Genomic DNA, 25,040 nt, shown 5'->3' on the forward strand with positions numbered 1-25,040 from the left:
GAATTACTCCAGAATCCAGAGGTGCATCAATTGCACCGTTTTGTTCTTAATATCAACCTTACCAATAAATTCTTTATTGAAAGGGACAAGAACCTTTCGGTTACAACTCTCGGCGAGTGACACTTCTAACAAGTTACCCCCGCCGCCTTCCATTACGTCTGTGATTGTTCCAACTACAGCATATTTGCTGCCTGGTGCAATCAACGTTGCCGGAGCGTCCTTTCCCTCATAAATAAGGGAACAATCTCGTAAATCCTCAACATACCACTCGTCTTTATTCAAAGGCTTGCAGTATTTTCGTGGTACTTTAATTCCCCAGTGGCGGTACTTTAATACAGCCTCATCAGAATCAATACCCTCAAACTTAACATAAGCAACTGCATTTCCAAGAGAAACCGATTCAACCTTTGCTTCTCTCTGCTGGTCGCCATGCACTAAAGTAACTTCCTTCAAATCGAGCAGATGCTCATATTCTCCAGAGGCACTCTCAACCTTACATTCACCCGAAAAACCGTGAGTTCCTCGAATGAACCCAACCACAAGTTGTGCTTTTTCCATCAGCAATATTCCCAACTAGTTATCAAGAATATCAAGACTGTAGCGTTTACCGTCTTTTACTGCCGAAGCACTCAGAACTGTTCTCATGGCTTTTGCAATTCTACCGTATTTACCGATAACCTTGCCGATGTCACCATCTGCCACTCTGAGCTGGAGCACCATGCCTTTCTCGCCTTCAGTTTCATTTACAGATACAGCTGACGGATCATCGACCAATGATTTTGCGATGTATTCAATCAGGTCTTTTTCCATTTTTCTAGCCTCTCTGTAAACTATTCTGCCTTCTTAGCAGCCTGGCGATTCATCAACTTCTTAACGATGTCTGTAGGCTGTGCACCAACGCTGATCCAGTACTTTGCACGTTCCAAATCGATAGAAACCTGATCCTTTTCCTGCGCGATTGGCATGAAAGTTCCAATTTCTTCGATACAAACGCCGTCACGTGGCTTCTGTGAGTCCTGAACGACTACACGGTAGCATGGACGCTTAGCTGCACCAAATCTCTTAAGTCTGATTTTGACCATTATATCCTCCATGGCGCTGTTTCCAGTGCCAAATTTTTACTATTAAGGGCATAAAAATGCCTATTGTGTATATTAGGTCAGTATTTTATATGATTTTTAGATTTTATTCAAGGCTTACACGTTCGAAAAACGAGATAAGAATGCTTTTGTTCTCTCGACTTTAGGGTTATTGATTACATCTTCTGGAGCGCCTTCTTCCACAATAACTCCACCATCCATAAAGATAATATGGCTTGATATATCGCGGGCAAAAGACATTTCATGTGTAACTACAACCATTGTCATTTTTTCTGCAGCAAGTTCCTTTATTACAGCAAGAATCTCACCAGTAAGCTCAGGATCAAGAGCAGATGTCGGTTCATCAAAAAGAAGAACCTCTGGCTTTAAGGCAAGTGCACGTGCAATAGAAACTCTCTGCTGCTGACCGCCGGAAAGCTCACAAGGATATGCGTCTGCTTTTGCAGCAAGGCCCATGCGATCCAGAAACTCCATTGCAACAGCTTCTGCTTCCTCTCTGGATTTTTTAAGAACTCTTATCTGTGCTTCTGTTACATTTTTCAGAACTGAATAATGAGAAAAAAGATTAAAATTCTGAAATACCAGACCACTCTTCAAAATTATTTCATGCCGAGTCTTTTTGTCTGCATACACTCCATTTTCAACAAGAGTTTTTCCACAGATTTTTATAGTTCCGTCTGTAACAGTTTCCAGCTGAGAAATACAGCGAAGCATTGTAGATTTACCCGAACCACTTGGTCCGATAATGCTCAATACCTCACCCTTCTCTACAGAAAAAGAAATTCCTTTTAAGATTTCAAGGTTATTACAGAATGTCTTTTTTATATTTTCAACTCTGATTATTTCATCCATATCAATCACATCAATTATAATAACTCAGTTTTTTTTCCAGCTGTCTGAACCCGATGGATACCACCCAGTTCATAATAAAATAGAATACTCCGGCTATAAACAGCGGGATAAATGAGAACATAGCTCCCTGTCTTTCCTTGGCAACCATCAGAAGCTCACTTACACCAATTACAGAAACCAGTGCAGTATCTTTTACAAGTGTAATTACTTCATTACCCATCGCAGGAACAATCCGCTTTATTACCTGAGGCAGAATTATTCTGAAAAAAGTCTGTGCGGGAGTATAACCTAAAACCTTTGCAGCTTCATACTGCCCCTTTGGAATTGATTCAATACCGCCACGGTAAATCTCTGCAAAATAAGCAGCATAATTGACAGAAAGAGCTACAATAGCCGCAACAAAACGGTTCCATCGGAAAGTAACGACATATCCAAGAGACTGAAGCCAGCGTATAAAGAGGCCTGGTCCAAAATATACAACCAGGAGCTGAAGCATAAGCGGAGTTCCACGGATTATCAGAAGAAATACATTTGTACAGCCTGAAAGCAGTTTATGTTTAGACATTCTGCTCAAGGCAATAGGTAAAGCAAGTGGAATTGAAAATATTATTGTGAGAAAAAAAACTTCAAGCGATGTTACAGAACCGTTCAACATCGCCTGAAGCATTTTGATATATCTATCTGACATTTATTTAATTGTAGAAATATCGCGTCCGAACCATCTCTGGCTGATTGCTGTTACAGTTCCATCTTTCTGCATTTCTTTTAAGATTTCCCATACAGCATCGCGTAACTCAGGTTCAGATTTTCTGAAACCAACACCATAACCTTCATTTGCTAGTGATTCATTGATTACTTTAAATGGCTTTTTAGTCTGTGCAATTGAATAATTAGCAACAACGCTATCCATTACAACTCCATCAACACCACCAATATCAAGGTCGTTTAAAGCTGTAATATTATCCTTGAACATAATGAGTTTTGAGATAGAAGAAGAGAATGATGCGTTATCATCTACAGCTTCCTGAGCACTTGAACCACTCTGAATACCAATGATTTTTCCAGAAACATCAGAAAGGGAATTGATTCCACTATCAACACGTACTACAAGTACCTGATCATTATTCAAATAAGCTTCTGTAAAAGAAAGGGCATTTTTTCTTTCATCTGTAATTGTAAAGCCGTTCCAGATACAGTCAATTTTTCCTGTCTCAAGTTCCATCTCCTTTGCATCCCAGTCAATTGGCTGTGCACGGAAATCTACTCCAAGACGTTTTGCAACTTCTTTTGCAAGGTCAATATCATAACCTACAATTTCATTATTATCATTTCTGAATCCAAGAGGTGGAAATGAATCATCAAGACCAAGTACAAATGTACCGCGAGCCTTAAGCGCATCCACTGCATTTTCTCCAGTTTTCTTATTTGTTTTCTTACAGCCTGTAACTGCAACAAGAGCTGCCATTATAAGGGCAGCAACAATATTTTTTTTCATGTTATACTCCTGTATAAATAAAATCATCAATGGAATCTTCTTCCGCTGATGTATTATCCTTAATAAAAGCCGAAAGCTTATCTATCTGTTTCTGCACCTCAGATGGAGCAGGACCGCCTGTTGTCTTTCTGATTTCTACACATTTTTCAGGTGTAATCAAATCAAAAATATCTTTTTCAAAAAGTGGAGATGCCTTTTCGTATTCACTGAAGTCCAGTTCTTCAAGTTTGCAGTTCTTTTCAATTGCAATACGAACAAGTCCTGCAGAAACACCATGTGCTGTACGGAATGGAAGTCCCTTGCGAACAAGATAATCTGCAACATCAGTAGCATTAAGATAACCACCGTCACAACCTGCAGCCATAACGCTTGTATTCCACTTTGCAGTGCGAATCATCTCAGCAAAGATACGAACACTGGAAATAACAGTATCGTAAGCTTCAAAGAAACTTGATTTATCTTCCTGCATATCACGGTCGTATGCTAGAGGAAGCCCCTTCATCATTGTGAAAAGTGCAACCATATCACCATACACACGGCCTGTTTTTCCACGAATAAGCTCTGCAAAATCCGGATTTTTCTTCTGTGGCATTATTGAACTGCCGGTAGACCATTTTTCGCTCAAATCAACAAAATTAAATTCTGTTGTTGCCCAATAAACGATTTCTTCACAGGCTCTTGAAAGATGCATCTGCAGGATTGAAAGATCAGATGCTGTTTCCAGGTAATAATCACGATCAGAAACAGAATCAAGTGAGTTATCTGTAACAGCTGTAAATCCCAGAAGAGATGCTTCATATTCACGATTCAACGGAAGTCCACTTCCAGCAAGAGCACAGGAACCTATCGGAGACAAATCTGCACGCTTTGCTGCATCTGACAGTCTTGTAAAATCGCGTGTAAACATCCAGGCCCACGCACAAACATGCTGTGCAAGAGTTACCGGCTGAGCATGCTGCATATGTGTAAAGCCCGGTATTAAAGCTTCTTTATTTTCAGATGCAATTTTTACAAGTACAGAAATAAGTTTTAATAACTCTTTCTGAAGTTTTTTAATCTGATAACGAAGGTAAAGTTTTTCATCAAGAGCAATCTGGTCATTACGACTACGACCAGTATGAACTTTTTTACCAGCCTCACCTATTCTATCTGTAAGGGTTGCTTCAACAAAAGAATGAATATCCTCAGCCGAAAGATCAACCTTGAGTTTGTCATTTTTCAAATCATCTTTGATTGATTCAAGTCCGTTGATAATCTGATTCTGCTCATCTTCAGAAATAAGTCCTGATTTATAAAGCATTTTTGCATGTGCCTGACTGCCCATAATATCAACAAAGGCCATGCGCATATCATCATTTATGGAAGTTTCAAATTTAACAGCATCAGCATCTGGACCTTCCTGAAAACGTCCGTGCCACAAAGCTGCATGATTATCGTTTGTAATTGTACCGTGATTAGACATAATTTTATTATATAAAAAATAGGGGCATGTTTCAACGTAAAAAGAAATCCAAAAAAAAGGCCGCCGATATTCTCGACGACCTTTTTTATCAAATCAACTCAATTTGACAGGCTGAACTTATTTGTTCATAACCTCATCAATTGTAGCCTGAAGTTCGTTCTTCATTGATTCGTATGTTTCCTGAACATCAGCACCTGCACAGATTGACCATGAAAGTGGAGCGTAGTTCAAGCCAGGAATCAACCAAGCGTTCCAAGACTTTGAGTTATCCATCATATACTGCATTGTCTCATCGATAGCACGTGTATCGCGGAATGAAGAATAGTAGTATTCCTTCCAAGCATCTGGATCATCATATCCTGGTACATCATCAGACCAGAAGTCGTAAATCTTCATAATCTTGTCAACCTTGTCCTGTGAGTAGTAGCTAGGAATTACGAGCATATTATCCTGGTTGAGTGTGAAGTATTTTCCATCACCCTTTGGTCCGAGTGGAAGACATACCATACCCCAGTCATCCTTCATATCAGCAAGCATACCATTTGCCTGAGCATCATATTCCTGGTTGTTATAGAATGCTGTTGCACCACTTAAGAAGTCAGCCTTGAAGTAGTCCCAGTTAGCACCTTCTCCAGCTGGTTTATTGTAATTTACGAAGATTCTTCTTACATATTCCCAAGCTTCAAGAACGTTGTCGCTCATATCAAGATAGTATTTTCCGTTTGAATCAACATTTACGATGCGTCCACCGTTAGAGTAGATTGTTGGCCATGCGAATTCTCCGTTGAATCCAGAGAGAGCATACTGGTCAATAATACCATCGTTATCTGTATCTTTTGTCAAAGCAGCACACATTTCTTCGAATGTTTCCCATGTCCACTTTCCTTCTTTCTGGAGGTTGTATGGTTCATCTGGGTCGAAACCATTTTCCTGAAGAACGCGCTTGTTGAAGAAGAGACAGTGACGTGGTTCTGGCATACCTACGGCAAATGATTTACCAGGCATTACACCAAGAACAGCCTTATTCCACTTTTTCTTTGTCCAGTCGATATCTGGAGTCTTAGAAACATCTGCCCAAAGGTTAGCAGCGAGTCCTGAGAATGCTGAACGTCCATCAATGATGAAGATACGAGCATCATCACCACCAGTGATACAGTAGTTAGCTACTTCAGCTGGATGTCCACCCCAACCTGCATTCAAGTTGTCCTGAATGAGAGTGAAGTTGTAAGTTTCTTCGAGGTACTTGCGGTAAGCTCTCTGATCTTCTTCTGCCTTAGAAGCTGCTGGAGCATCAGGGTTTGACCACCAGTCATAAATTGTTACAGCCATACCACCGAAGTCGTAAGCTTTCTTTGTAGCCGGGTTCTTTGCTACTGGAAGTTTAGAATAGTCACCATTCTCAGCTGCCTTAAGAGCTGCTGCAGAAGGACCTTTAGATTTGCTACATCCAGCAAGTGCGAGAACACACATTGCAGACATTGCCAAAAGTGCAATTTTTTTCATAAAATTATACTCCTTTTTTATAAATTTACGCCGTAACCGGCAAATTGCCTATTAAAATAATTATACCACCACTTTGGTGAAATTACATAGGAAATTTCTCCTAAGGTATAAAAAAATCCCCGTGTTAACGGGGATTTCCGATAATTGGCGGCTCGCATAGTCTCGCCGCTTGAGCCATTTTTTCGATGAACCTAAAACGACCTGCTGTCGCAGCTCGTTTTTTAACGGTTCTTCTATTATAGGCTACATTTTAACACCAGTGCTTGCAAGGCTTTCTACGAACAGTCTCTGACAGAAGATGTAGAGAACAATAAGAGGAAGAATCGCAAGAAGCATACCTGTTGAAAGGATAGCATTTGAGTAACCGATTGGAGCTACTACAGAACCACCATTCAGCTTTGAAAGATAGATACCGAACTTATCTACGATACCTGTAAGCTGAATGGAAAGCAGCTGAATCTTACCTAAGAAGAGGTTTGAATAGAAGCTATCTGTCCACTGCCATACAAAAGAGAACAGGAAGCATGATGTAATAATTGGTTTTGCACCAGGAACCATAATTCTTACAAAGGTCTTAAGAGGTCCACAACCATCTACATAAGCAGCCTCTTCAAGCTCAAACGGGAAGCCCATAAAGAACTGGCGGATCATAAAGATATAAAGACCATTTTTAAGTCCCATACAGCCAAGACACATCATAATGTATGGAAGCATTGAACCGCGAAGGTTAAGTGTTGCTCCAAACAGATTGAAATATCGGAAGTGAAGGAACAAAGATGTAGAAATTGTCTGTGGCGGAATTACGATTACAAGAATTACACAGAAGAACCAGAATCTCTTAAGAGGGAACTGAAATCTTGAGAAACCATAACCTACAACACTACACATTGCAACTTCAATTACAGAAACCAATATAGAAACCCATAATGTATTAAACAGGGTTGTCTTATAGTTGAGAAGATTCATTGCAATCTTCCAGTTACTTACAGAAAAGTGCTTTGGAACCAGAATAATTGTTGTATCATAAAGGTCTCGTTCTGCCATAAAACTCAGCGCAATCTTATTCAGAATAGGCTGAATGATCATAAAACACATTCCAAACAGAAGAATTCCTCTAAAGATTGAAAGAGCATATTTTTTGATTGTCTCATTCAGAAGAATACCATTTGATGCTTCATTTCTTTCCCAGAAAGAGCGTGTTTCAACGGCATTTACATTCTTTTTTGCTTTATCTTTCTTAGTCATAATTGTATACCACCTTTGAAATAATCAATGAACTGATACCGATTAATGCCATACATACAACAAAGTATATCCATGCCATAGCAGAACTGAAACCATAATTGAGCAATTCTGTCATCTGGGTATTAATCTTAGTCATAATCTGGTTATCACTCTTCATGAAGAAGTCTACGATTGTATAAATCCAACACACAAGCATAAGAGGGCTTACCATAGGAACAGTAATCTTCCAGAGACTTTCCCATGCTGTACAACCTTCCATTTGAGCAGCTTCATACATACTTGGAGAAATATTCTGAAGACCAGAAAGGAAGATAATAATCTGAATACCAGAAGCCATTGCAACATCGTAAATAGAATCAATAATTTCAAAGACAGTTTTGAATGCCTTACCACTGATACCATTTACTCCAGAGCCTTCTGAAACAAGAATCTTTTCAAGTACGTCTGTAATTGTATTTGCATTTCCAGACTCTTCAATCATTTCCTTAAGCTGAGCCATAAGAGCGTTGCTTGATTCAAGACCTACAAGTACACCGGAAGAAAGAATAACTGCAAGGAAGAAGATAGAACGTGCAAGAGTTCTACCCTTAAATTTCTGATTCAAAAGCAAAGCAACGAAGAAACTGAATACGATAGTTGCAGCTGAACGAAGTACCATCTGTCCGATTGCTTCAACAAGCATTCTATTAAATTCTGCATCTACAAGCAGAGCCTTCTTAAAGTTATCAAAATTATTCCAGTTGAGCTGGAATCCCTGGTTTGAAATTACTACTTCCGACATAGCCATGTGAAGTGACTGTGCCAGAGGTTTTATCATAAAGAATACAAATCCAAGAATGAACGGCAGAATAAACAGATATCCGTATACTGCACGTCTTCCCATTAATCCGACTTTTTTCTTCATATTAGTCCTCCACCTTCATTACTCTGTATTCTCTTTCAGGAATAAATTTTCCTGAAGGTGTAATATAGTTCTTATAGCTGAAGTTTACGTAAACTACATAACCGTTCTCATAAGTTGTCTTAGTTACGTTATCAGAAACATACTCATGATTTTTAATAAGTGAATTCATTACAGGAGACATCTTTGAGTTATATTCTTCATAAACTTCAGAAAGTTTCTCCTTCCATTCATCGAAGTTACTAGCATAGTACTCTGTATAGTTTGTTTCCTGAAGATCACGTTCAGAAGCATTAATAAATGAGAACTGAAGACCAGCACCTGCTTCTGCAGACTCAAGAAGAATCTGATCTTTTTCATAAGCAAGATTAATTGGGGAACCTGCATAATTTACATAACCATGCAATGCAATCTGATAGAATGGAACTATACCATCAATAATTGCATACTGATTTCCATGGAGAGGCATATTTGTTACAAAGTCAGCCTTTGTTACTGCATAGTCATTTCCACCATTAATCATAATTGCAAGCCCCTTCTCTGCTGCTTCATCAAACTTTGCAATCTGATTTGCAGTTTCCTGAGCTCTTGTAAGAAGAGCACGGTCATTGAAATCTGAAGAAAGAAGATTACCGTTATCACGGAATGAAACACCATCAAGCTTCATTTTTGAAGCACTCTTAAGGAACTTTTCAGCCCCCTTAATGCGGTTTTTATTATTCAAAAGATAATAATTATCTCTTTCAGGATCTTTACCGTACCAGATTGGAGTATATTCTGAAAGTTCACAAAGCTCATCACTTACAAAACGTGCAGCATCGCGGTAGCTGAAGAAACCGTCAAAAATATTTGAACGGTAAGCTGTCTGAACTGCACCATCCAGATAAAGCTTTCCCGAAGTTTCTTCAACAGACTTAAGCATCTTCTTGAAATCTGATTTTCCACCAAGAACCTTAATAAAGTTGATTTTATTCATAAACTTCTGACGGATACCACCATTAACAAAACCAGAAAGCTTGTAATTAACATCTTTAATTCCAAGTTCATCAATTTCATTAATAATTTTTCCGGCATCTTTATAGCTTGTAAGCTTATAAGGTCTTACCTTTGGCATTCCGGCAATCTGCTGTTTCTTTTCGATAGCACCAACAATTTCTACAGCAACAGGAACATTCTGTACATTCTGTTTCTTGGCACCAGCAAAGAGTTTATTTCTGTAAGCCTTTGCCATATCAACATAAGAACCGCTGTCTACAAATGTAAATGCCTGCTGAATATATTCTTCCTGAGGAAGCTGAGCCTCATATACAAACTGTGCACTCTGGCTTCGTGCTGTTACTTCATACTGTTCACGGTGAAGCATCTTATAATCTGCACGAATATAGTTGTAGCTGCCAAGCTTTCCGGCAATTTCTGCTGTAATACCAGCATATTCAGCACCCTTCTCTATTACAGAAAGAACACTGCTGTCTGGATAGCTGATACCGAATACAGGATAAGCTGCACGTGTTTCTGTAATTACAGCCTTACGCTCCATAGCATAATCCCATCCGTAGCAGTCAGCATAATAACCATTCTGCTTTGTTTTACCATTATTAAAGTTGATAATGCTACCACCACCTTCTGGAATAAGCATATATCCTTCATCATCAGGACCTGCTGCTCCGAAATATGGTAAAACAGAAAGCTGTGTAATAGGATACTTGAGACGGTAAGAAATCTCATTAAATGGAACATTTACAACAAGATTGTTTCCATCAAGCTTATAAGTGATTGAAACATTGAATGCTGGAACTTCCTTGATATTTGATTCTTTGTAAAGCTCTTTGTTCTTAAGATAATCTTCATAAGTGAAGCCCTGTTTTGCAAAAAGTTCTTCCATCTGAACCTTCACATGTGTCTGAACATTTTCAAATACGAGGTAAAGATTCTGATCTTCCATTCCAGGATACTTTTCAAGCATATCAGAAAGCTCTGATCCCTTGAAAGAACTTTTATTATATTTGTGGTAAGCACGACCTACAGCACTTGTCTGTGATTTTGTAAGTCCTTCAGTCCATTTATCAAATTCATCCTGATACATAATGAGAGGGAATATATACTCACGGTCCATCTGACCAACTGTATAGTTTACAGTAATTTCATTTCCTTTCTTAACAATGTTATAGAAGTTTCTCTGAACACTGTTTGTATATGTATCATAAGTATCATCAGAACCATTTTCTGTAGAATACTTTACCAGGAGTGTAGACATCATGTTGTTCTTTTCTTTTACAAGAGCAAGCTTATCTGTCTTTGCACCCTGTGGATTTGAATACCATACTTTACCGGTATTTTTCTGAAGTACTGTAAAGGTTGTAGTTTTACCATTCATTTCGAACTTCAGATAATTATTTTCCAGAGTATAAGTATCTGCAATCTTTTCTGCTTCATAATACTCTAATGGAGGCTGTACTGCATTTCCAACCTGAATAAGGCGTATTACTATATATGTAAGGAAGCCGATTACAGCAAGTGTGAATCCAAAACCAACCCAGAATTTTGCAGTTGGCTTATGAAATTCAAAAGTCTTAGTCTTCATTGGCTTTGGACGGCCAATATATCCTTCAGGATATTTTGATTTTTTAACCTTTGGAGCTTTAGGAGCCTTAGGTTCTTTTACCTTCTTTTCTTTTTCCATTTTTAATACCCCTTACCCATCAGTTCAATCTGAAGATTACTTCTCGTCCAAGAGAAACAAAATATGCAACGCCCTGAGAAATCATACTAAAGAACAGAAGCATAATAAAAATGAATATCAGCATACCAGCTGCTGTGAAAATCACGAACAGAAGTGTCTTCGCAAAACTGTAGGAATGAATCATCATAATTGCCATAAAGATAAGAATTCCGATCCATACAAACGAAAGTGTATTAAATACAGAATAGAATGCACTTTCTTCAACAGTTACAAAATTACTCAAAATGATAATTGGAATCTGAATGAGAACATACGGAGTAAGCGCATAAGCAGTACCCATGTAAATGTCGCCAAGATGTCCCTTACCATCGAACAGGGTTGTTACACCCCAGTTACAGATACAGAAAATTGCCAGAGGAAGAAGAACCTTAGCAAATTCCATAAGAATATTTACTTCTTCCCAGTTTACGTTTGGCTGTACTACAAAGCTTGCAAAGTGCAGCTTCCATACATGAGTAAGAAGTGTGATAATTACAATAAAATTGGCTGCAGAATAAGAACCACGCTTTGCGTGAATCAAATCCCAATAACCATCTGCGGGATGCAAGATAACATACAAGGCATAACGCAGTGTATTCAAAAAGTGAATATAAGTTTCTTTTTTGCCTAATTTACTTAATTTACGTGTTATATAACTCATAGTGAATCAAGCTCCCATTTAATTTTCTTTACGATTTTTGAAACAAAGGCTATGACAATAATTGCAATAAGCACTCCTACCATCCAGCCAATATTTGCTTCAATCCATTCTTTGCGGTAATACTTAAAGGCTTTTGAATAGTCTCTGCGATCACGCTTTGTCTTGAAATAATCCATTGCTTCCTTGTACTTGTTCTGACGAAGACAAGCTTTTCCAAGACCAATGTATGCAAGGTCGTAGTTTCCATTATATTCAAGAACCTTTGACCATGATTCTGCAGAAGCATCATATTCACCACAGGCAAACTGCTCTGTTGCCTTATAGATAAGCTTACCATAATCAGTTGGTGTAAATACTGTAATAGAAGCATTCTGTCCATCAAGAACAAAAAGATCATAACCGATGTGCTCAACTGAAGTTGGCTGACGGAAGAATCCGTCTACGTTACCACGGCCACCAAAAGCAAACAGAAGGTATCCCTGATTGTCATAAGCAAAGAGACGACCACGGCTTTCATCAACTACGATATAAACTTCATCATCAAGAACTGTAATATCTGTAAACTTAGAGGGATTACTGATACCAGCTGCATTACCCCACTGAACATCACCAATAGGAAGATTTACAGCGTTCTTAACAAGAATATCTTTTCCAAGAGCATTAAGACGGCGGATTGGTTTTGCGCTGTCTGACTTAAGATCCCACTCTTCGAAAGTTTTTGTAACGGCATAAATAAAGCCTTCTTTATCTATATAGCAGTTTGAATATTCTACAGGAACAAAGAGAACCATTTTTTCTTTCTGAGCCTGAGTAGAAAGTTTTTTCCAGATCATATCTGTCCAGTTATAAACAACTTCGTTTGCACCAAAGAAGCCCTGGAAAGTACCGTCATATTCATACTTTAAGAAACCTTTGTTGATATTTCTTGCTGAAACATAAACACGGCCCTTAGAATCTGCGACAACCTTTGTAGGAAGGAAGTCTTTTCCCTGCTCGTAAGTCGGATCATCCGGTTCCTTAAGAAGCTGAGTAACATTCAGATTCTGATCAAGGCGGATAACACGGCCGTTTTTAGTATCAGCGATATAGATTGATTCATCTTTTCCAACAAATACATCTTCAGGAAGATTCAAAGTTTCCGGTGTGTCAAATCCATTAGGATTTACATGATCAATTACACGGCGAAGCTCAAGAGTCTTCTGCTTTGTATATTCAAGCTGAATGATACGGCTGTTGTCTGTATCTGCTACATAAAGCATATTTCCGTGTGCGAACAATGAAGACGGCTTTTTCAATCCGATATCAAGGTCCAGATCATCTGCATATACTACGTGCGATACACGATATGCATCCGGAGACTTTTCCATTTTTCCCCAGTAGTCATAAATATATGTATCACCTTTTGCAAAAAGTCCTGCATATAAAGTAAAAAGACCTGCAATCAATAATAGTTTTCGTTTCATCATAGCGCTAGTCCTTAAGTCCTGATGTAGCCATTGTTTCCATAATCTGACTCTGAGAGAAGATAAAGAATACAATCGGTACAGACATTGTAAATACGATTACAGCATTCTGCTGACCTGTACGGGCAATACCACCAAGTGCTACCTGATCCAGAGCATAGCGGAGCATTTTCTTGCTTTCAGTATAGATGTACTGTACCTGAGCGTTGTTCCAAAGGTTCTGGATAGAGAAGATTGAGATTGTAAGCCATGCAGGCTTAACGTTTGGCATTACAAGCTTCCAGAAAATCAAAAGTTCACTTGCACCGTCAATTTTTGCAGCTTCAACAAGAGACATAGGGAAGCCGTCCATGAACTGCTTCATAAGGAAGAGTCCAAGAGAACCACCGATAGCCGGCAGAATCAATGACCAGTATGTATCTACCATGTGAAGCTTACACATAATCAAATAGTTAGGAATACCTGTTACATAACCACTGAACATAAGTGCAACAACAGCAACACGGAAGAAGAGCTGTCCACCTGGGAAACGATACTTAGCAAGTACATATGCAGCCATAGAAGCAAGAACAACATGACCAAGTGTACCTGTAACGGTAATGAAAATTGTGTTCCAGATATAGCGTGAAAGTGGAACCCAACCCTGACTCATTGTAATAAGAAGGTCAGAGAAGTTATCGAAAGTCGGGTTTCTTGGCAATACTGTAGGAGGGTTCTTCAAAACTTCATCAAGAGGTTTAAGAGCATTACAGATTGCAAAGAACAAAGGAAATACCATCATTGCAGAACAAAGTGCAAGGAAGATGTAGATTCCGATATCACCACCAACAGAGCGGTTTGGCTTACGGCGGAATTTATAATGATGAATTGTCTGATCTTTATACATATTTTTAGTACTCATTTTCATCCCCCTCTATTAGTGTCCTACTCTGTTCAAGAGTTTCTGAATAACCTTGTTACAGAGAATCATTGTAAGGAACAATACTGTTGCAATTGCAGATGCATAACCCATTTCGAAACGTGTAAATCCGTAGTCGAAAAGGTGTGTAACAATTGTACGTGCGTAATAGTCTGTTGAAGGATATCCGGCAAGCTGCATAGTTACATCACAAACACCGAATGCAGAAGTAATTGACATTACAGCTCCGAACAGCAGCATAGGCTTCATATTTGGAAGTGTAATGAACCAGAGTTCCTGCCAGCGGTTCTGAATACCATCAATATATCCGGCTTCATACTGTGCCTTATCAATACCTTTAAGACCGGCAACGAACGAAAGGAATCCTGTACCCAGAGACATCCAGAGGATAATCGGAATAATAACCTTCATACCAATCCGAGGATCTGTAAGGAACATAATAGGAGCATTAGTAATTCCCATATTTGCAAGGAATCTGTTAAGCCATCCGTTCTGATCATCATTGAACAATGTCTTGAATACAAAGTATGCATTTCCTGAAATAGAAGGTGCATAGAAGAAGAATACTACCAGTGTACGGATCCATTTTGGAAGCTCATTGATGAGCCATGCAAAAATGAATGCCATGATGTATCCTACAGGACCTGTAATTATAGCAATAAGGAAAGTATTCTTTACAGCTGTTGTAAATACATCATCCTCAAGGAACAGGTTCAGATAGTTTCTGGCACCAATAAAATCCGGTTTCTCCAGAATATTATAGTTAGTAAAACTAAAATAAATTGAAGTCAGCATAGGAAGTACATAGAATGTAATAAACAAAACTGCATATGGTAAAAGGAATAAATAGCAGACTTTGTTTACACGTATATTACGGCCTAAATCAGAAATTGAGAGCTTTTTCTTAGCTATATATTTATCTAACTTTTCACTCATAATTATCTCCTAACTAGTCCTCTGCAACAGGAAGGTTGAATTCCTGACGCTTACGGGTAAGCTCTTCATTGATCTTACGTGTATAATCAATAAGGGTTTCGCGTGCATCATCCTTTTCGTTGATAACGCGACGTGTACCATTTACGATATGGCGTGGAGTATAGTAGCTTCCAGGAACTTCAGGAACTCCAACTGTTTCCTGCATAGAATCTTCAAGAACTTTAATCTGTCTTGAGTTCCATGAAAGCTGTCTGAGAGCTTCTCTGTTTGCAGTTGCATAGCGGGCAGAAGCACCAAGAAGAGCTTCCATTTCACGACCAAAGCGAACCTGTGTATCAGCAGAAACCCACCATCTCATGAATTCCCATGAATCAGCCATACGGGTTTCATTTCTCATAACCTCGTTCCAGGTCTTTTCATCGATACCAGGAATTACACCCTCTTCAAATGTCTTTCCGTTATTGTCGCTATAAGCAAGCTCAGGAAGATTTGAAAGGTCAAGGTCATCAAGGTCGATTCCCTTCTTAATCATCATTGTACAAACACCACCGGAAATATTAGAACGATCAATATTTCCCTTTTCATCCTTTGTTCCAGGGAGGTATGTGAAGTCCCAGAGGCCACGGATTTCTGGTGCACCAACTACGATTGTATTGTATGTAGTATAGTTAGCGATACCGATTGCCATATCACCTGTACGAAAGCGGCTCATAAAGTCATAGACAGTAGGAATTCCATAACTGTTATAAAGGCCTGTATAAGTTTTGAATGCGGCAACACCTGGTTCGCTGTCAATAACTGACTTATTACCCTCTTTGTTATAAATCTGTCCACCAGCCTGATATACCATCGAATAGAAGGTTGTCATATCTGGAGTAATAATATTTGGATAAGGAACACCGATTGTAATGTTATTACCCTGAAGAGTTGGGAGAATTTCAATAAGTTCTTCCCATGTTTCAGGAACCTTAAGATTTAACTGTTCAAGAATATCCTTGCGGTAGAACATAAGGTTGAATGTCTGCTGCTCAGGAAGCGCATATATACCACCATTATATTCATAAGGCTTATAAGCACTTGGCATAAACCATGAAAGAACTTCATCACAATCTTTGAAACGGCGAAGGTTTACGTTTGCATTACGCAAAGCATAATCTACAGGATGTGACTGATAAGTTGAAATTACAACATCAGGTCCGTTTCCTGCTACTACGGCATTAAGAAGTGATTCAACCTTAATAAGCTTTACGTTTACATTGATTCCAGAAATTGGAGTAAAGCTGTCATCAATCATGTTCTTAAGAACCTGGCTCTGATCACGACCTGTTACAATCCATACTTCAATAAGATGATCTGATCCCTCTTTGTAAACACTACCAAGAGAAGAAGAATCATAAAAGTATGAGTTTACGAATGAAGTAATTTCATGACCAACGTTCTTAAAGAAGTTTGAGCGGTCTACTTTAATCTTATCATTGATACTCTGGAGCTGGATATAGTCGATATCAAGCTTTGTTTCTGTCATGCTGAGCATAGAAGAAGCCAGAGTTGTTGTATTATCCTTAAAACTTGCAAAACCTTTTGTAATTCTGTCAGGATGCTTATAGAACTGTTCAAGCTGAACTGCAAGAACTTCGGCAGGAGAAATCTGATTTGATTTTTCACCGGTAATTGCAACAAAGTCGTCAATAAGCTTGTACAAGCGGCGGCTTTCGAGCATCATAGCAGCTACTTCATCCGGATATACCTTCTGAATTTCATAGTCGCGGTTCAAATCTGGATGTTCACCAGTAAGAACAAGAATTGTACGATAAATAAGGTTCAATCTGTAAACAGAATCCTGAACCTGCTGTATTACCTGTCCAATCTCACCAAGAGTTGCTTCAAGCTTAATTGAATGCTTACCCTTTGAAAGATAGAACTTATATGGTTTCTTTTCTGCATCTGAAAGAGTTGCATACTGCCAGTCAGAATCATATTTAAAGCCTACTGATTTAAGTGCGTCAAAAGGAATTTCATCATCAATATAAACAGAACGACATGCTACATAACCACGCTGGAAGAACTGGCGTGCTTTCAAAGAAATTGTATACCAGCCGTCTTCAGGAACTTCAAGCTCCCATTCAATCCACTGCCCAGGAATCTTCCATGAATCACCACCTGTGTAGTTCAAAATTGTCTGCTTTGTACTGTATGGTTCAGTAATAGCAGAAGAACGGTCATAGCGGGCAAACAAAGATGGATCTGAACGAACTACAGAATCCTCTCCCTGAATCTTAACTGTAATATCTTTTCCTGTATAACTGTCAGGATTTGATTTCTGTTTTGCAAGATACTGCTCGTAGGTTTTATAAACAACAACCGGACAAAGTTTAATACCACTGATTGCCATTGGTTCACTAGTTGCTTCGAGAGTAATTTCATTTTCACCCTTGTTAAAGAATACTTTATAAGGGTCTACTTCATAGCCAAGATCACTCTTGAAATATACAGACTGATAATCAAAGACTTCTACCTGAGTTGGACGGATACTGTTACCACGGTTATCATATTTTACAGGGCCGCCATCCTTCCAGAGTCTGTAAAAAGCAAGGGTATCAGCACCAGTAAATGGCATTTCACCGTTTACATACAGAATACGTTCCATATTTACATTTCGAGAAGGAACGGCGACATATTCCATACTGATATTATAGAAGCCAGCTTCCGGTACATCTACAATCCAAGTTACAGAAGATTCTTCATCTGTAATAACAACATCTTTTCCTTTGTAGTTCTTTTCCACGCGGGTACCAGTTGATTTTTCTTCAACAAAGTTAAGAACATCAACAGAAACTTCATTCTTAGGATTCTTAGCCGAAGAATGCTCTTTCAAATACTCCGAATAAGTTCGTGTAGAAGAAACGGCCCCAACATTTGTGGATAAATCATAATTATCATACTTAGCATGATAATCTTTATCAGGAAAAAAGCTCGGGATAGCGAAAATGAGAATAATAACTACAAGTGCTATTAAAACATTTCGCAACGTTTTATTAATTTTTATTCCTACCATAGTATTCCTATTTTATCATAAGTTTGCTTTTATACCATAGGAAAAAATTCTTAATGGATATGATAAAAAAAAGCCGGCCCTTATTAAGAACCGGCTTTTAAGTAGTAATTTACCTGTTTTTAATCTTTCTTAAAGTAGCTGTCAAATTCTTCATCAGAATGAAGTTTTTCATCATTTTTTGACTCAGATTTTTTATGACTTGTTTTTTTTACCTCTTCAGGATCAATATTTGCACTTTTAAGATTTTCAGCATCATCTTCACTGAAATCCTCATCATTATAAGGCATTACAAGACATGCGATGATATAAACAATCAATCCTGCACCCTTGAGCAGACATAAAAGAGCTGCAACAATACGAACGATTGTCGGATCCATATTAAAGTATTCTGCCAATCCTCCGCAGACACCACCAATCATCTTATTTTTTCTTGATTTATACAGTCTTTTCTTTTCCATATTATCTATCTCCTATCAGTTTGTTCTATTTAATTGTAATATTTACAGAACCCATTCCACAATTTACAGAGAAATGGTTTGCAAGCTTCTGATTGTTGTAAACCTGGCAGACACCACTCTTCTTTTCACCATTAAAGCGGAAATCTCCCAATCCAACCTTTGCATCATAAGAATAAGCAGCTGGATCACCTTTAAGTTTCAGCTCCATATTACCCATTCCACAATCAAGATTTACAACTCCTGTTATGGTTCCTGTAAATTCAAGATTACCCATACCGCAACGCATATTAATTTTGCCGCCAAAAATACCATCAAGAACAAGGTTTCCTGCCCCCACATCAACATTTCCAGACTCACAATTCAAAGAAATTATTTTTGAAACAAGTTTTCCTGCTCCAACACCAATTCTGAATTTTCCAACACTCGCATCCTTAGGAATAGTAACAAGTACACGTGGAACAATACGGCTTCTGCGGTTATGACTCCAGAAGTTCAGATTAAATCGTCGTGTATTGCTTACAACAAGCGTTCCTTCCTTATTCAAATAACAGTTCATGCATTCTTCAGGAAGTCCGCGAGTTTCAATACAGTATTTATCACCTTCAATCAGAACAACTTCAGCAGCTCCAAAATCCATAGAAAGATTCTTTACTTCAGATTTCTTGAACTCAAAGTAAAGGGCATCAATACTACATCCGTCTACACTACTTGTTCTCTCATTATCAGAATCATCATCTGACTCATTATCAGCCTTTGAAGACTTTGTATCCACGAGCGCATTTGCAAACTTCTCAATAATAGTTTTAGCAAGCTCCTCAGGAGTTCCCAGCTCACGCATTACCTTTTCATCATCATCAGCTTCATCAAAATAATCAGAATAATACTGAATAGCCTCAGACTGTTCATCAGAAGAAAGAGACATAATACTGCTCTTCAATTCATTCAAATATTCTTCTCTCGTCATCTATTTTTCCTCTTTTCCAGATGAAACTCCCATAAGAATCTCATCAACACCATTTCTAAAAAGTACCCATTCACTGCGATACTTATCCAGCAGAATCATACCATTAGAAGTTATCTTATAGTATCTTCTGTTCCTTCCCTGAAACTCCATGTCGTAAGTTTCAAGGTAACCGTCCTTCTGAAGTCTCCTGAGCACCGGATAAAGCGTGCTTTCAGAAACATCCATAATTTTACGGACATCCTGCGTTATCTTGTAGCCGTAAGTTCCTTCAAGGCTGACAACCGAAAGTACCACAGCATCAAGCAGGGCGGAGCCCGCTGTAAACACCATCGGAACCTCCTTTGCTTCGTGTAATATTGTTTAGATATCTATATTATATAATATATAATATTATAACACCAAAAGTCAAGAATTTTGTTACTAGCCTACAATCGAAAATCCGTTAAAAAACGAGCCGGCAGGGTCGTTTTAGGATTATCGAAAAAACGGCTCAGAGAGAGATTAATCGAGCGACTTTAAAAAGAAAAAGGCAGACCTCCGAAGAGATCTGCCTAAAATCTTTAATTTAGATATGTAGTTTTATATTACATTCCGTAAGTAGAAATGAATACACCAGCTGCAATAGCTGTACCAATTACACCTGCTACGTTTGGTCCCATTGCGTGCATCAAAAGGAAGTTTGTAGGATCTTCGGCCATACCTACTTTGTTAGCAACGCGGGCTGCCATTGGAACTGCTGATACACCAGCCGAACCGATAAGCGGATTAATCTTCTCTTTAAGGAAGAGGTTCATAATCTTAGCCATGATAAGACCACCCATTGTAGCGATACAGAAAGCGAGAAGACCAAGAACGATAATACCAAGTGAGTTAGCGTGCATGATCTTTTCCGGAGTCATCTGTGAACCTACACCAAGAGAAAGAAGAATAGAAACAATGTTCATAAGTTCATTCTCTACAGTCTTAGAAAGACGCTGTACAATTCCAACTTCCTTAATGAAGTTACCGAATGCGAGCATACCGATAAGTGGAGCTGCAGGTGGCAGAAGAAGAATTGTTACAACCAGCAAAAGCAATGGGAAGAGAGTCTTTTCTGTCTTTGAAACAGGACGGAGCTGACTCATCTTAATCTGGCGTTCTTTCTTAGAAGTCAAAAGCTTCATGATAGGTGGCTGAATCATTGGAACCAGTGCCATGTAAGAATATGCGGCAACGGCAATAACGGCCATCATCTCTGGAGCAAGTTTACCAGAAACATAGATAGAAGTAGGACCATCAGCACCACCAATAATAGCGATGGCACAAGCCTGCTTCATGTTATAGTCGATTCCAGGAATAAAGTTCATGGCAGCAACACCAAAGAGTGTAGCAAATACACCGAGCTGTGCGGCACCACCGAGCAATGCAGTCTTAGGGTTAGCAATAAGTGGACCGAAGTCTGTCATTGCACCAATTCCCATAAAGATAAGCATTGGGAAGAACTCGTTTCCAACACCTGCATTGTAAATGATATGAAGCATACCATCTGGGCCATCACCCATTCCTGCACCAGGAATATTTACAAGAATAGTTCCGAATCCGATTGGAATAAGAAGTAATGGTTCAAATCCCTTTACTACTGCAAGGTAAACAATAAGGAAGCCGATAGCAAGCATAATAAGTCTCTGCCAGCCCTTTACCGGGTGAGCGGCAAGGTCAGCAGAGGCCTGTGCAGCCTGCTCTTCCTTAGCAATTTCCATAGCTTCCTTAGAAGCCTTTTCCTCTGCAAGCTCTGCTACAGTAGGAGTATGAATCATCTTATAAATACCTGTATTCTTTCCAACATTCTTAAAGAATGATGAAACAGAAATAGGCTTAATATTTTCAGAACCTTTAATGATTGTTGAAGATGCATAACTGCCAGATGAAGAAGTTCCAGAATCACCTGAAGCTCCGCAGCCAGCAAAAGAAAGCACTACAGCAATCAGACAGATTACACTTGTAATCTTAAGGTACTTGAATTTATCATTTTTTTTGTTCAATTCTGTTTCCATAATAAATCCTTACTGAACTTCAGCGAGTGTAGCACCCTGTGCAATCTGACTGCCAGTTGCTGCGATAAAATGAATCTTACCAGCGGCACCAGCCTTAATTTCCAATTCCATCTTCATTGATTCAATGATGATTACTGTTGTGTCAGGAGAAACTGAGGCACCTTCGCTAACTGCATAGCGGAGCAAAGTTCCGGCAACAGGAGCTGGCACAGGTTTACCACCGGCAGATGCTGCAGGTGCTGGAGCTGGCTGAGCAGGAGCAGCAGGCTGTGGAGCTGGAGCTACAGGAGCAGCAGCAACAGGTGCACCACCGAGGTTAGCCAAAGTCTGGCCCTGTGCAATCTGAGTGCCTGGCTGTACAACAAAGCTGATTTTTCCGTCAGCTGGAGCCTTAACTTCGAGCTCCATCTTCATAGATTCAATAATGATTACAGTATCACCCTTCTTAACCTGAGCACCCTCGCTAACTGCATAGCGGAGAAGAGTTCCGGCAACAGGAGATGGCACTGGCTGACCACCACTTACTGCGGCAGCGGCAGGAGCGGCTGTGGCTGCTACTGGAGCAGCGCCGGCAGCACCGAATGTTACATTATAAGCAGTACCGTTTACATTTACGCTCATGCTGTCGCCAGCTGGGCCTGTTGTAACATTGTATGCTGTGCCATTAACGTTGATTGTATATGAACCACCCTTATTTTCTTTAGCAGCAGCAGGAGCAGCTTCTTTCTTAGCAAATGTTGCAGCTGCATCAACTGGTCCCTTAGAACGTTCAGCAAAGAACTTAGGAGCAACATTAGGGAACATAGCGTATGTGAGAACATCTTCATCAGAACCGTCACCACCAGCCTTCTTAGACTCTTCAACCATCTTGTCCCATTCAGGTTCAATAAGGTCAGCAGGACGACATGTAACAACTGCATCCATATGGTTCTGTTCAAGAGCCTTCTTAACAAGTTCTGGATCAGCATCAGTTGGAAGTTTACCGAACTTACCAGTAATCAAGTTACGGAAGTCCTGAGTCATTACTTTATATGGTCCCATAAGAACGTTCATAACAGCCTGTGTACCAACAATCTGAGATGTTGGAGTTACAAGTGGAACATAACCTGCAGCCTTGTGAACCTTTGGAAGTTCAGCAAGTACAGCGTCCATCTTGTCGCCTGCGTTCTGCTGTTTGAGCTGTGATTCGAGATTAGAAAGCATTCCGCCTGGTACCTGAGAAAGAAGAATACGTGTATCAGCACCAAGGAATGCAGATTCAAGAGATGAATAGTGCTTGCGAACTTCGCGGAAGTAAGCAGCAATCTCAAGAAGAAGCTTTGTATCAAGACCTGTATCCATGTCTGTACCTTTGAGCATTTCTACTACAGTTTCTGTAGGAGAATGAGAAGTACCCATAGACATAGAAGAAATTGCTGTATCAAGCCAGTCTGCACCAGCTTCAGCAGCCTTCAAAAGTGTTGCAACAGAAAGACCTGTTGTTGCGTGTGAGTGGATTTCTACTGGAAGATCAACCTTAGCCTTAATCTTCTGTACGAGGTCATAAGCTTCATATGGCTTAAGAAGACCAGACATATCCTTAATACAGATAGAATCTGCACCAAAGTCTGCATAAGTCTTAGCAAGCTCAGCATATTTTTCATTTGTGTGGAATGGAGTTACTGCATAAGAAATAGCCATCTGAACATCAACGCCAGATTTTTTAGCAGCCTTTGTAGCACATTCCATGTTACGAGGGTCGTTACAAGCATCAAAGATACGGAAACAACCGATACCGTTCTTTGCAGCAGTTTCAACGAACTTCTCTACTACATCATCAGCATAGTGCTTGTAACCAAGAAGGTTCTGAGCACGAAGAAGCATCATGATTTTGTTGTTTGGAAGTGCTGCATGAAGTTTGCGGAGGCGCTCCCATGGATCTTCGTTCAGGAAGCGGATACAAGAGTCATAAGTTGCTCCACCCCATCCTTCGATATATTTGTAACCAACTTTATCAAGTTTATCACAGATTGGCAGCATATCTGCTGTTGTCATACGTGTTGCGTGAAGACTCTGATGAGCATCACGAATTGCAAGTTCTGTAATTCCTACTTTTGCCATATATTTATACCCCTATATTTACGAATTCAATGCCTTGTCATGCACGGCAGCTGCGATTGCAGCAATAATAGCACCATCATTTCCAGTATTTACCGGAGCTGAAGCCTTTGGTGTGTCAACAGGCTGTTCTTTATCGAGTTTAAGTGCATGAATAACACCCTTCAGGATGGTCATACAGATAATCAGGATAATGATAAAGCTGAATACAACACACATACCAAGCAGAGTCAGAAGTCCGCTCTGACCAAGCATTTCAGTAATTGTCATATATTTATCCTCAAAATCCCGGCGTACCGGGTAGTTTTTCAAAAAAAATCGAAACATACGCCCGATTTTAATACGTCAGATTATAATGAAACAAGACTAAAAGTTCAATTCACAGAAAACAATTTCTATGCTAGAATATTACTAAAGATTACAGGTCTAAAAGGCCCATAATCAGAGGTAATAAAATGACAATTGCAAACTGGATTCTTCTTGGCGCTTTAATAATTATAATTGGGCTTCTGATTGTTTCTTATATCATCAAACATGCTATGCTCCAGAAAATCTGTGAATGTTTAATAATTCCATTTTTTGGTGCACTAAACATTTTACTGTTAAGAGATTTTCTGCCAGATTCCCTTCACTTAATTAAGGTAACAATATTTGCACTTTCAATTGCCACCCTCTCAACAGTTTTTCTGGCTTTCGAAAAAATTAAACTTCTGCGAATCTTCGGTCGTATTTTTATTCTTGCGAACGTATTCTGCTGGTGTACATTATATAGAACAGTATTCTTTATTCACAAAGTTCCATTATGGCTTATAATTCTGATGTGTGCTATTTATCTGACGGGAACTGTCATTGCAATAATACTTTCAGGAAAGCAGGATGTTCGTTTTTACATTCTTTTTGCATTTGGCTTTGCATTATCATCATACCTGCATTTCTGCAGTCTGATTTTCCTGTGCTATGAGACAACCGGCCACACAATTATACTGTTTGCAGGTACCTCAATCTTCCTGGCTCTCACAGCGTTCCATTTTATAAATCAGGCAAAGTTAAAATTTAAGCACGCCGGAAAAATCAGATACAGCCTTCTGGTTATATCTCAAATTCTCATAGCGTGCTCAAATATTCTGATGTGCCGATAATCGAAGAACCGTTAAAAAATGGGCTGCGACAGCGGGCC

23 protein-coding genes are annotated in these 25,040 nt (G+C 39.2%); 1 reads left to right on the plus strand and 22 read right to left on the minus strand.

All coding sequences use genetic code 11. The features are described 5' to 3' along the window. Positions 1–3: 3 nt before the first annotated feature. From rimM to AABJ44_RS10610, 22 genes are all read right to left on the minus strand, one after another. Entirely contained in the window at positions 4–558 is a 555-nt protein-coding gene (gene rimM, locus AABJ44_RS10505; protein ID WP_338368982.1) for a ribosome maturation factor RimM, read from the minus strand. Positions 559–573: 15 nt separating this feature from the next. Then, positions 574–810, minus strand: a complete 237-nt coding sequence (locus AABJ44_RS10510; protein ID WP_022933403.1) for a KH domain-containing protein — start codon at positions 808–810, stop codon at positions 574–576. 20 nt (positions 811–830) lie between these two features. Continuing rightward, positions 831–1,082, minus strand: a complete 252-nt coding sequence (gene rpsP / locus AABJ44_RS10515; RefSeq protein WP_305825903.1) for a 30S ribosomal protein S16 — start codon at positions 1,080–1,082, stop codon at positions 831–833. 114 nt (positions 1,083–1,196) lie between these two features. Next, positions 1,197–1,952, minus strand: a complete 756-nt coding sequence (locus AABJ44_RS10520) for an amino acid ABC transporter ATP-binding protein (RefSeq protein ID WP_338368986.1) — start codon at positions 1,950–1,952, stop codon at positions 1,197–1,199. 10 nt (positions 1,953–1,962) lie between these two features. Next, positions 1,963–2,640, minus strand: coding sequence for an amino acid ABC transporter permease (locus AABJ44_RS10525; RefSeq protein WP_338368987.1), 678 nt, complete (start codon positions 2,638–2,640; stop codon positions 1,963–1,965). Beyond that, positions 2,641–3,447 (minus strand): amino acid ABC transporter substrate-binding protein, encoded by an 807-nt coding sequence (locus AABJ44_RS10530; RefSeq protein ID WP_338368988.1) that lies wholly within the window; start codon positions 3,445–3,447, stop codon positions 2,641–2,643. It lies immediately after the preceding gene. A 1-nt stretch (position 3,448) separates the two neighbouring features. Further along, positions 3,449–4,909, minus strand: a complete 1,461-nt coding sequence (argH, locus tag AABJ44_RS10535; protein ID WP_083379608.1) for an argininosuccinate lyase — start codon at positions 4,907–4,909, stop codon at positions 3,449–3,451. A gap of 117 nt (positions 4,910–5,026) precedes the next feature. Beyond that, complete coding sequence (locus AABJ44_RS10540; RefSeq protein WP_338368990.1) at positions 5,027–6,412, minus strand: ABC transporter substrate-binding protein; 1,386 nt, start codon at positions 6,410–6,412, stop codon at positions 5,027–5,029. A 243-nt stretch (positions 6,413–6,655) separates the two neighbouring features. Continuing rightward, a complete protein-coding gene (locus AABJ44_RS10545) occupies positions 6,656–7,657 on the minus strand; it encodes a carbohydrate ABC transporter permease (RefSeq protein WP_074639822.1) in 1,002 nt (333 codons plus the stop codon). Next, positions 7,650–8,561 (minus strand): carbohydrate ABC transporter permease, encoded by a 912-nt coding sequence (locus tag AABJ44_RS10550; protein ID WP_074639821.1) that lies wholly within the window; start codon positions 8,559–8,561, stop codon positions 7,650–7,652. The genes AABJ44_RS10545 and AABJ44_RS10550 overlap by 8 nt, the downstream gene beginning before the upstream one ends. 1 nt (position 8,562) lies before the next feature. Further along, the gene (locus AABJ44_RS10555) at positions 8,563–11,238 is read right to left on the minus strand and encodes a DUF5696 domain-containing protein (RefSeq protein ID WP_338368993.1); all 2,676 of its coding nucleotides are present in this window, start codon (positions 11,236–11,238) and stop codon (positions 8,563–8,565) included. Between the two features lie 19 nt (positions 11,239–11,257). Next, positions 11,258–11,938 carry a YIP1 family protein gene (locus AABJ44_RS10560; RefSeq protein ID WP_338368994.1) on the minus strand — a complete coding sequence of 227 codons (681 nt, stop codon included), beginning with the start codon at positions 11,936–11,938 and terminating at the stop codon, positions 11,258–11,260. Then, complete coding sequence (locus tag AABJ44_RS10565) at positions 11,935–13,404, minus strand: NHL repeat-containing protein (protein ID WP_074639818.1); 1,470 nt, start codon at positions 13,402–13,404, stop codon at positions 11,935–11,937. Before AABJ44_RS10565 ends, AABJ44_RS10560 begins: the two co-directional genes overlap by 4 nt. Positions 13,405–13,408: 4 nt before the next feature. Further along, positions 13,409–14,302 carry a carbohydrate ABC transporter permease gene (locus AABJ44_RS10570; protein ID WP_218141016.1) on the minus strand — a complete coding sequence of 298 codons (894 nt, stop codon included), beginning with the start codon at positions 14,300–14,302 and terminating at the stop codon, positions 13,409–13,411. Between the two features lie 15 nt (positions 14,303–14,317). Next, a complete protein-coding gene (locus tag AABJ44_RS10575; RefSeq protein WP_338368995.1) occupies positions 14,318–15,256 on the minus strand; it encodes a carbohydrate ABC transporter permease in 939 nt (312 codons plus the stop codon). Between the two features lie 13 nt (positions 15,257–15,269). Further along, positions 15,270–18,311 carry an extracellular solute-binding protein gene (locus tag AABJ44_RS10580; RefSeq protein WP_338368996.1) on the minus strand — a complete coding sequence of 1,014 codons (3,042 nt, stop codon included), beginning with the start codon at positions 18,309–18,311 and terminating at the stop codon, positions 15,270–15,272. A gap of 119 nt (positions 18,312–18,430) precedes the next feature. Next, complete coding sequence (locus tag AABJ44_RS10585) at positions 18,431–18,769, minus strand: PspC domain-containing protein (protein ID WP_074639815.1); 339 nt, start codon at positions 18,767–18,769, stop codon at positions 18,431–18,433. Positions 18,770–18,794: 25 nt separating this feature from the next. After that, on the minus strand, positions 18,795–19,733 hold the full coding sequence (locus AABJ44_RS10590; protein ID WP_338368997.1) for a DUF1700 domain-containing protein: 939 nt from the start codon (positions 19,731–19,733) through the stop codon (positions 18,795–18,797). Then, positions 19,734–20,063 (minus strand): PadR family transcriptional regulator, encoded by a 330-nt coding sequence (locus tag AABJ44_RS10595; protein ID WP_074639813.1) that lies wholly within the window; start codon positions 20,061–20,063, stop codon positions 19,734–19,736. A gap of 254 nt (positions 20,064–20,317) precedes the next feature. Beyond that, positions 20,318–21,766 (minus strand): sodium ion-translocating decarboxylase subunit beta, encoded by a 1,449-nt coding sequence (locus tag AABJ44_RS10600; protein ID WP_338369001.1) that lies wholly within the window; start codon positions 21,764–21,766, stop codon positions 20,318–20,320. A gap of 9 nt (positions 21,767–21,775) precedes the next feature. Further along, positions 21,776–23,866 carry a sodium-extruding oxaloacetate decarboxylase subunit alpha gene (oadA, locus tag AABJ44_RS10605; protein ID WP_338369003.1) on the minus strand — a complete coding sequence of 697 codons (2,091 nt, stop codon included), beginning with the start codon at positions 23,864–23,866 and terminating at the stop codon, positions 21,776–21,778. A gap of 18 nt (positions 23,867–23,884) precedes the next feature. Beyond that, positions 23,885–24,190 (minus strand): OadG family protein, encoded by a 306-nt coding sequence (locus AABJ44_RS10610; RefSeq protein ID WP_338369005.1) that lies wholly within the window; start codon positions 24,188–24,190, stop codon positions 23,885–23,887. A gap of 128 nt (positions 24,191–24,318) precedes the next feature. Between AABJ44_RS10610 and AABJ44_RS10615 the strand changes: the two genes are divergently transcribed. Beyond that, positions 24,319–25,002 (plus strand): hypothetical protein, encoded by a 684-nt coding sequence (locus AABJ44_RS10615; protein WP_338369007.1) that lies wholly within the window; start codon positions 24,319–24,321, stop codon positions 25,000–25,002. The last annotated feature ends 38 nt before the right edge of the window (positions 25,003–25,040 follow it).

This window comes from Treponema bryantii (assembly GCF_036492245.1).
GTDB classification, from domain to species: domain Bacteria; phylum Spirochaetota; class Spirochaetia; order Treponematales; family Treponemataceae; genus Treponema_D; species Treponema_D bryantii_C.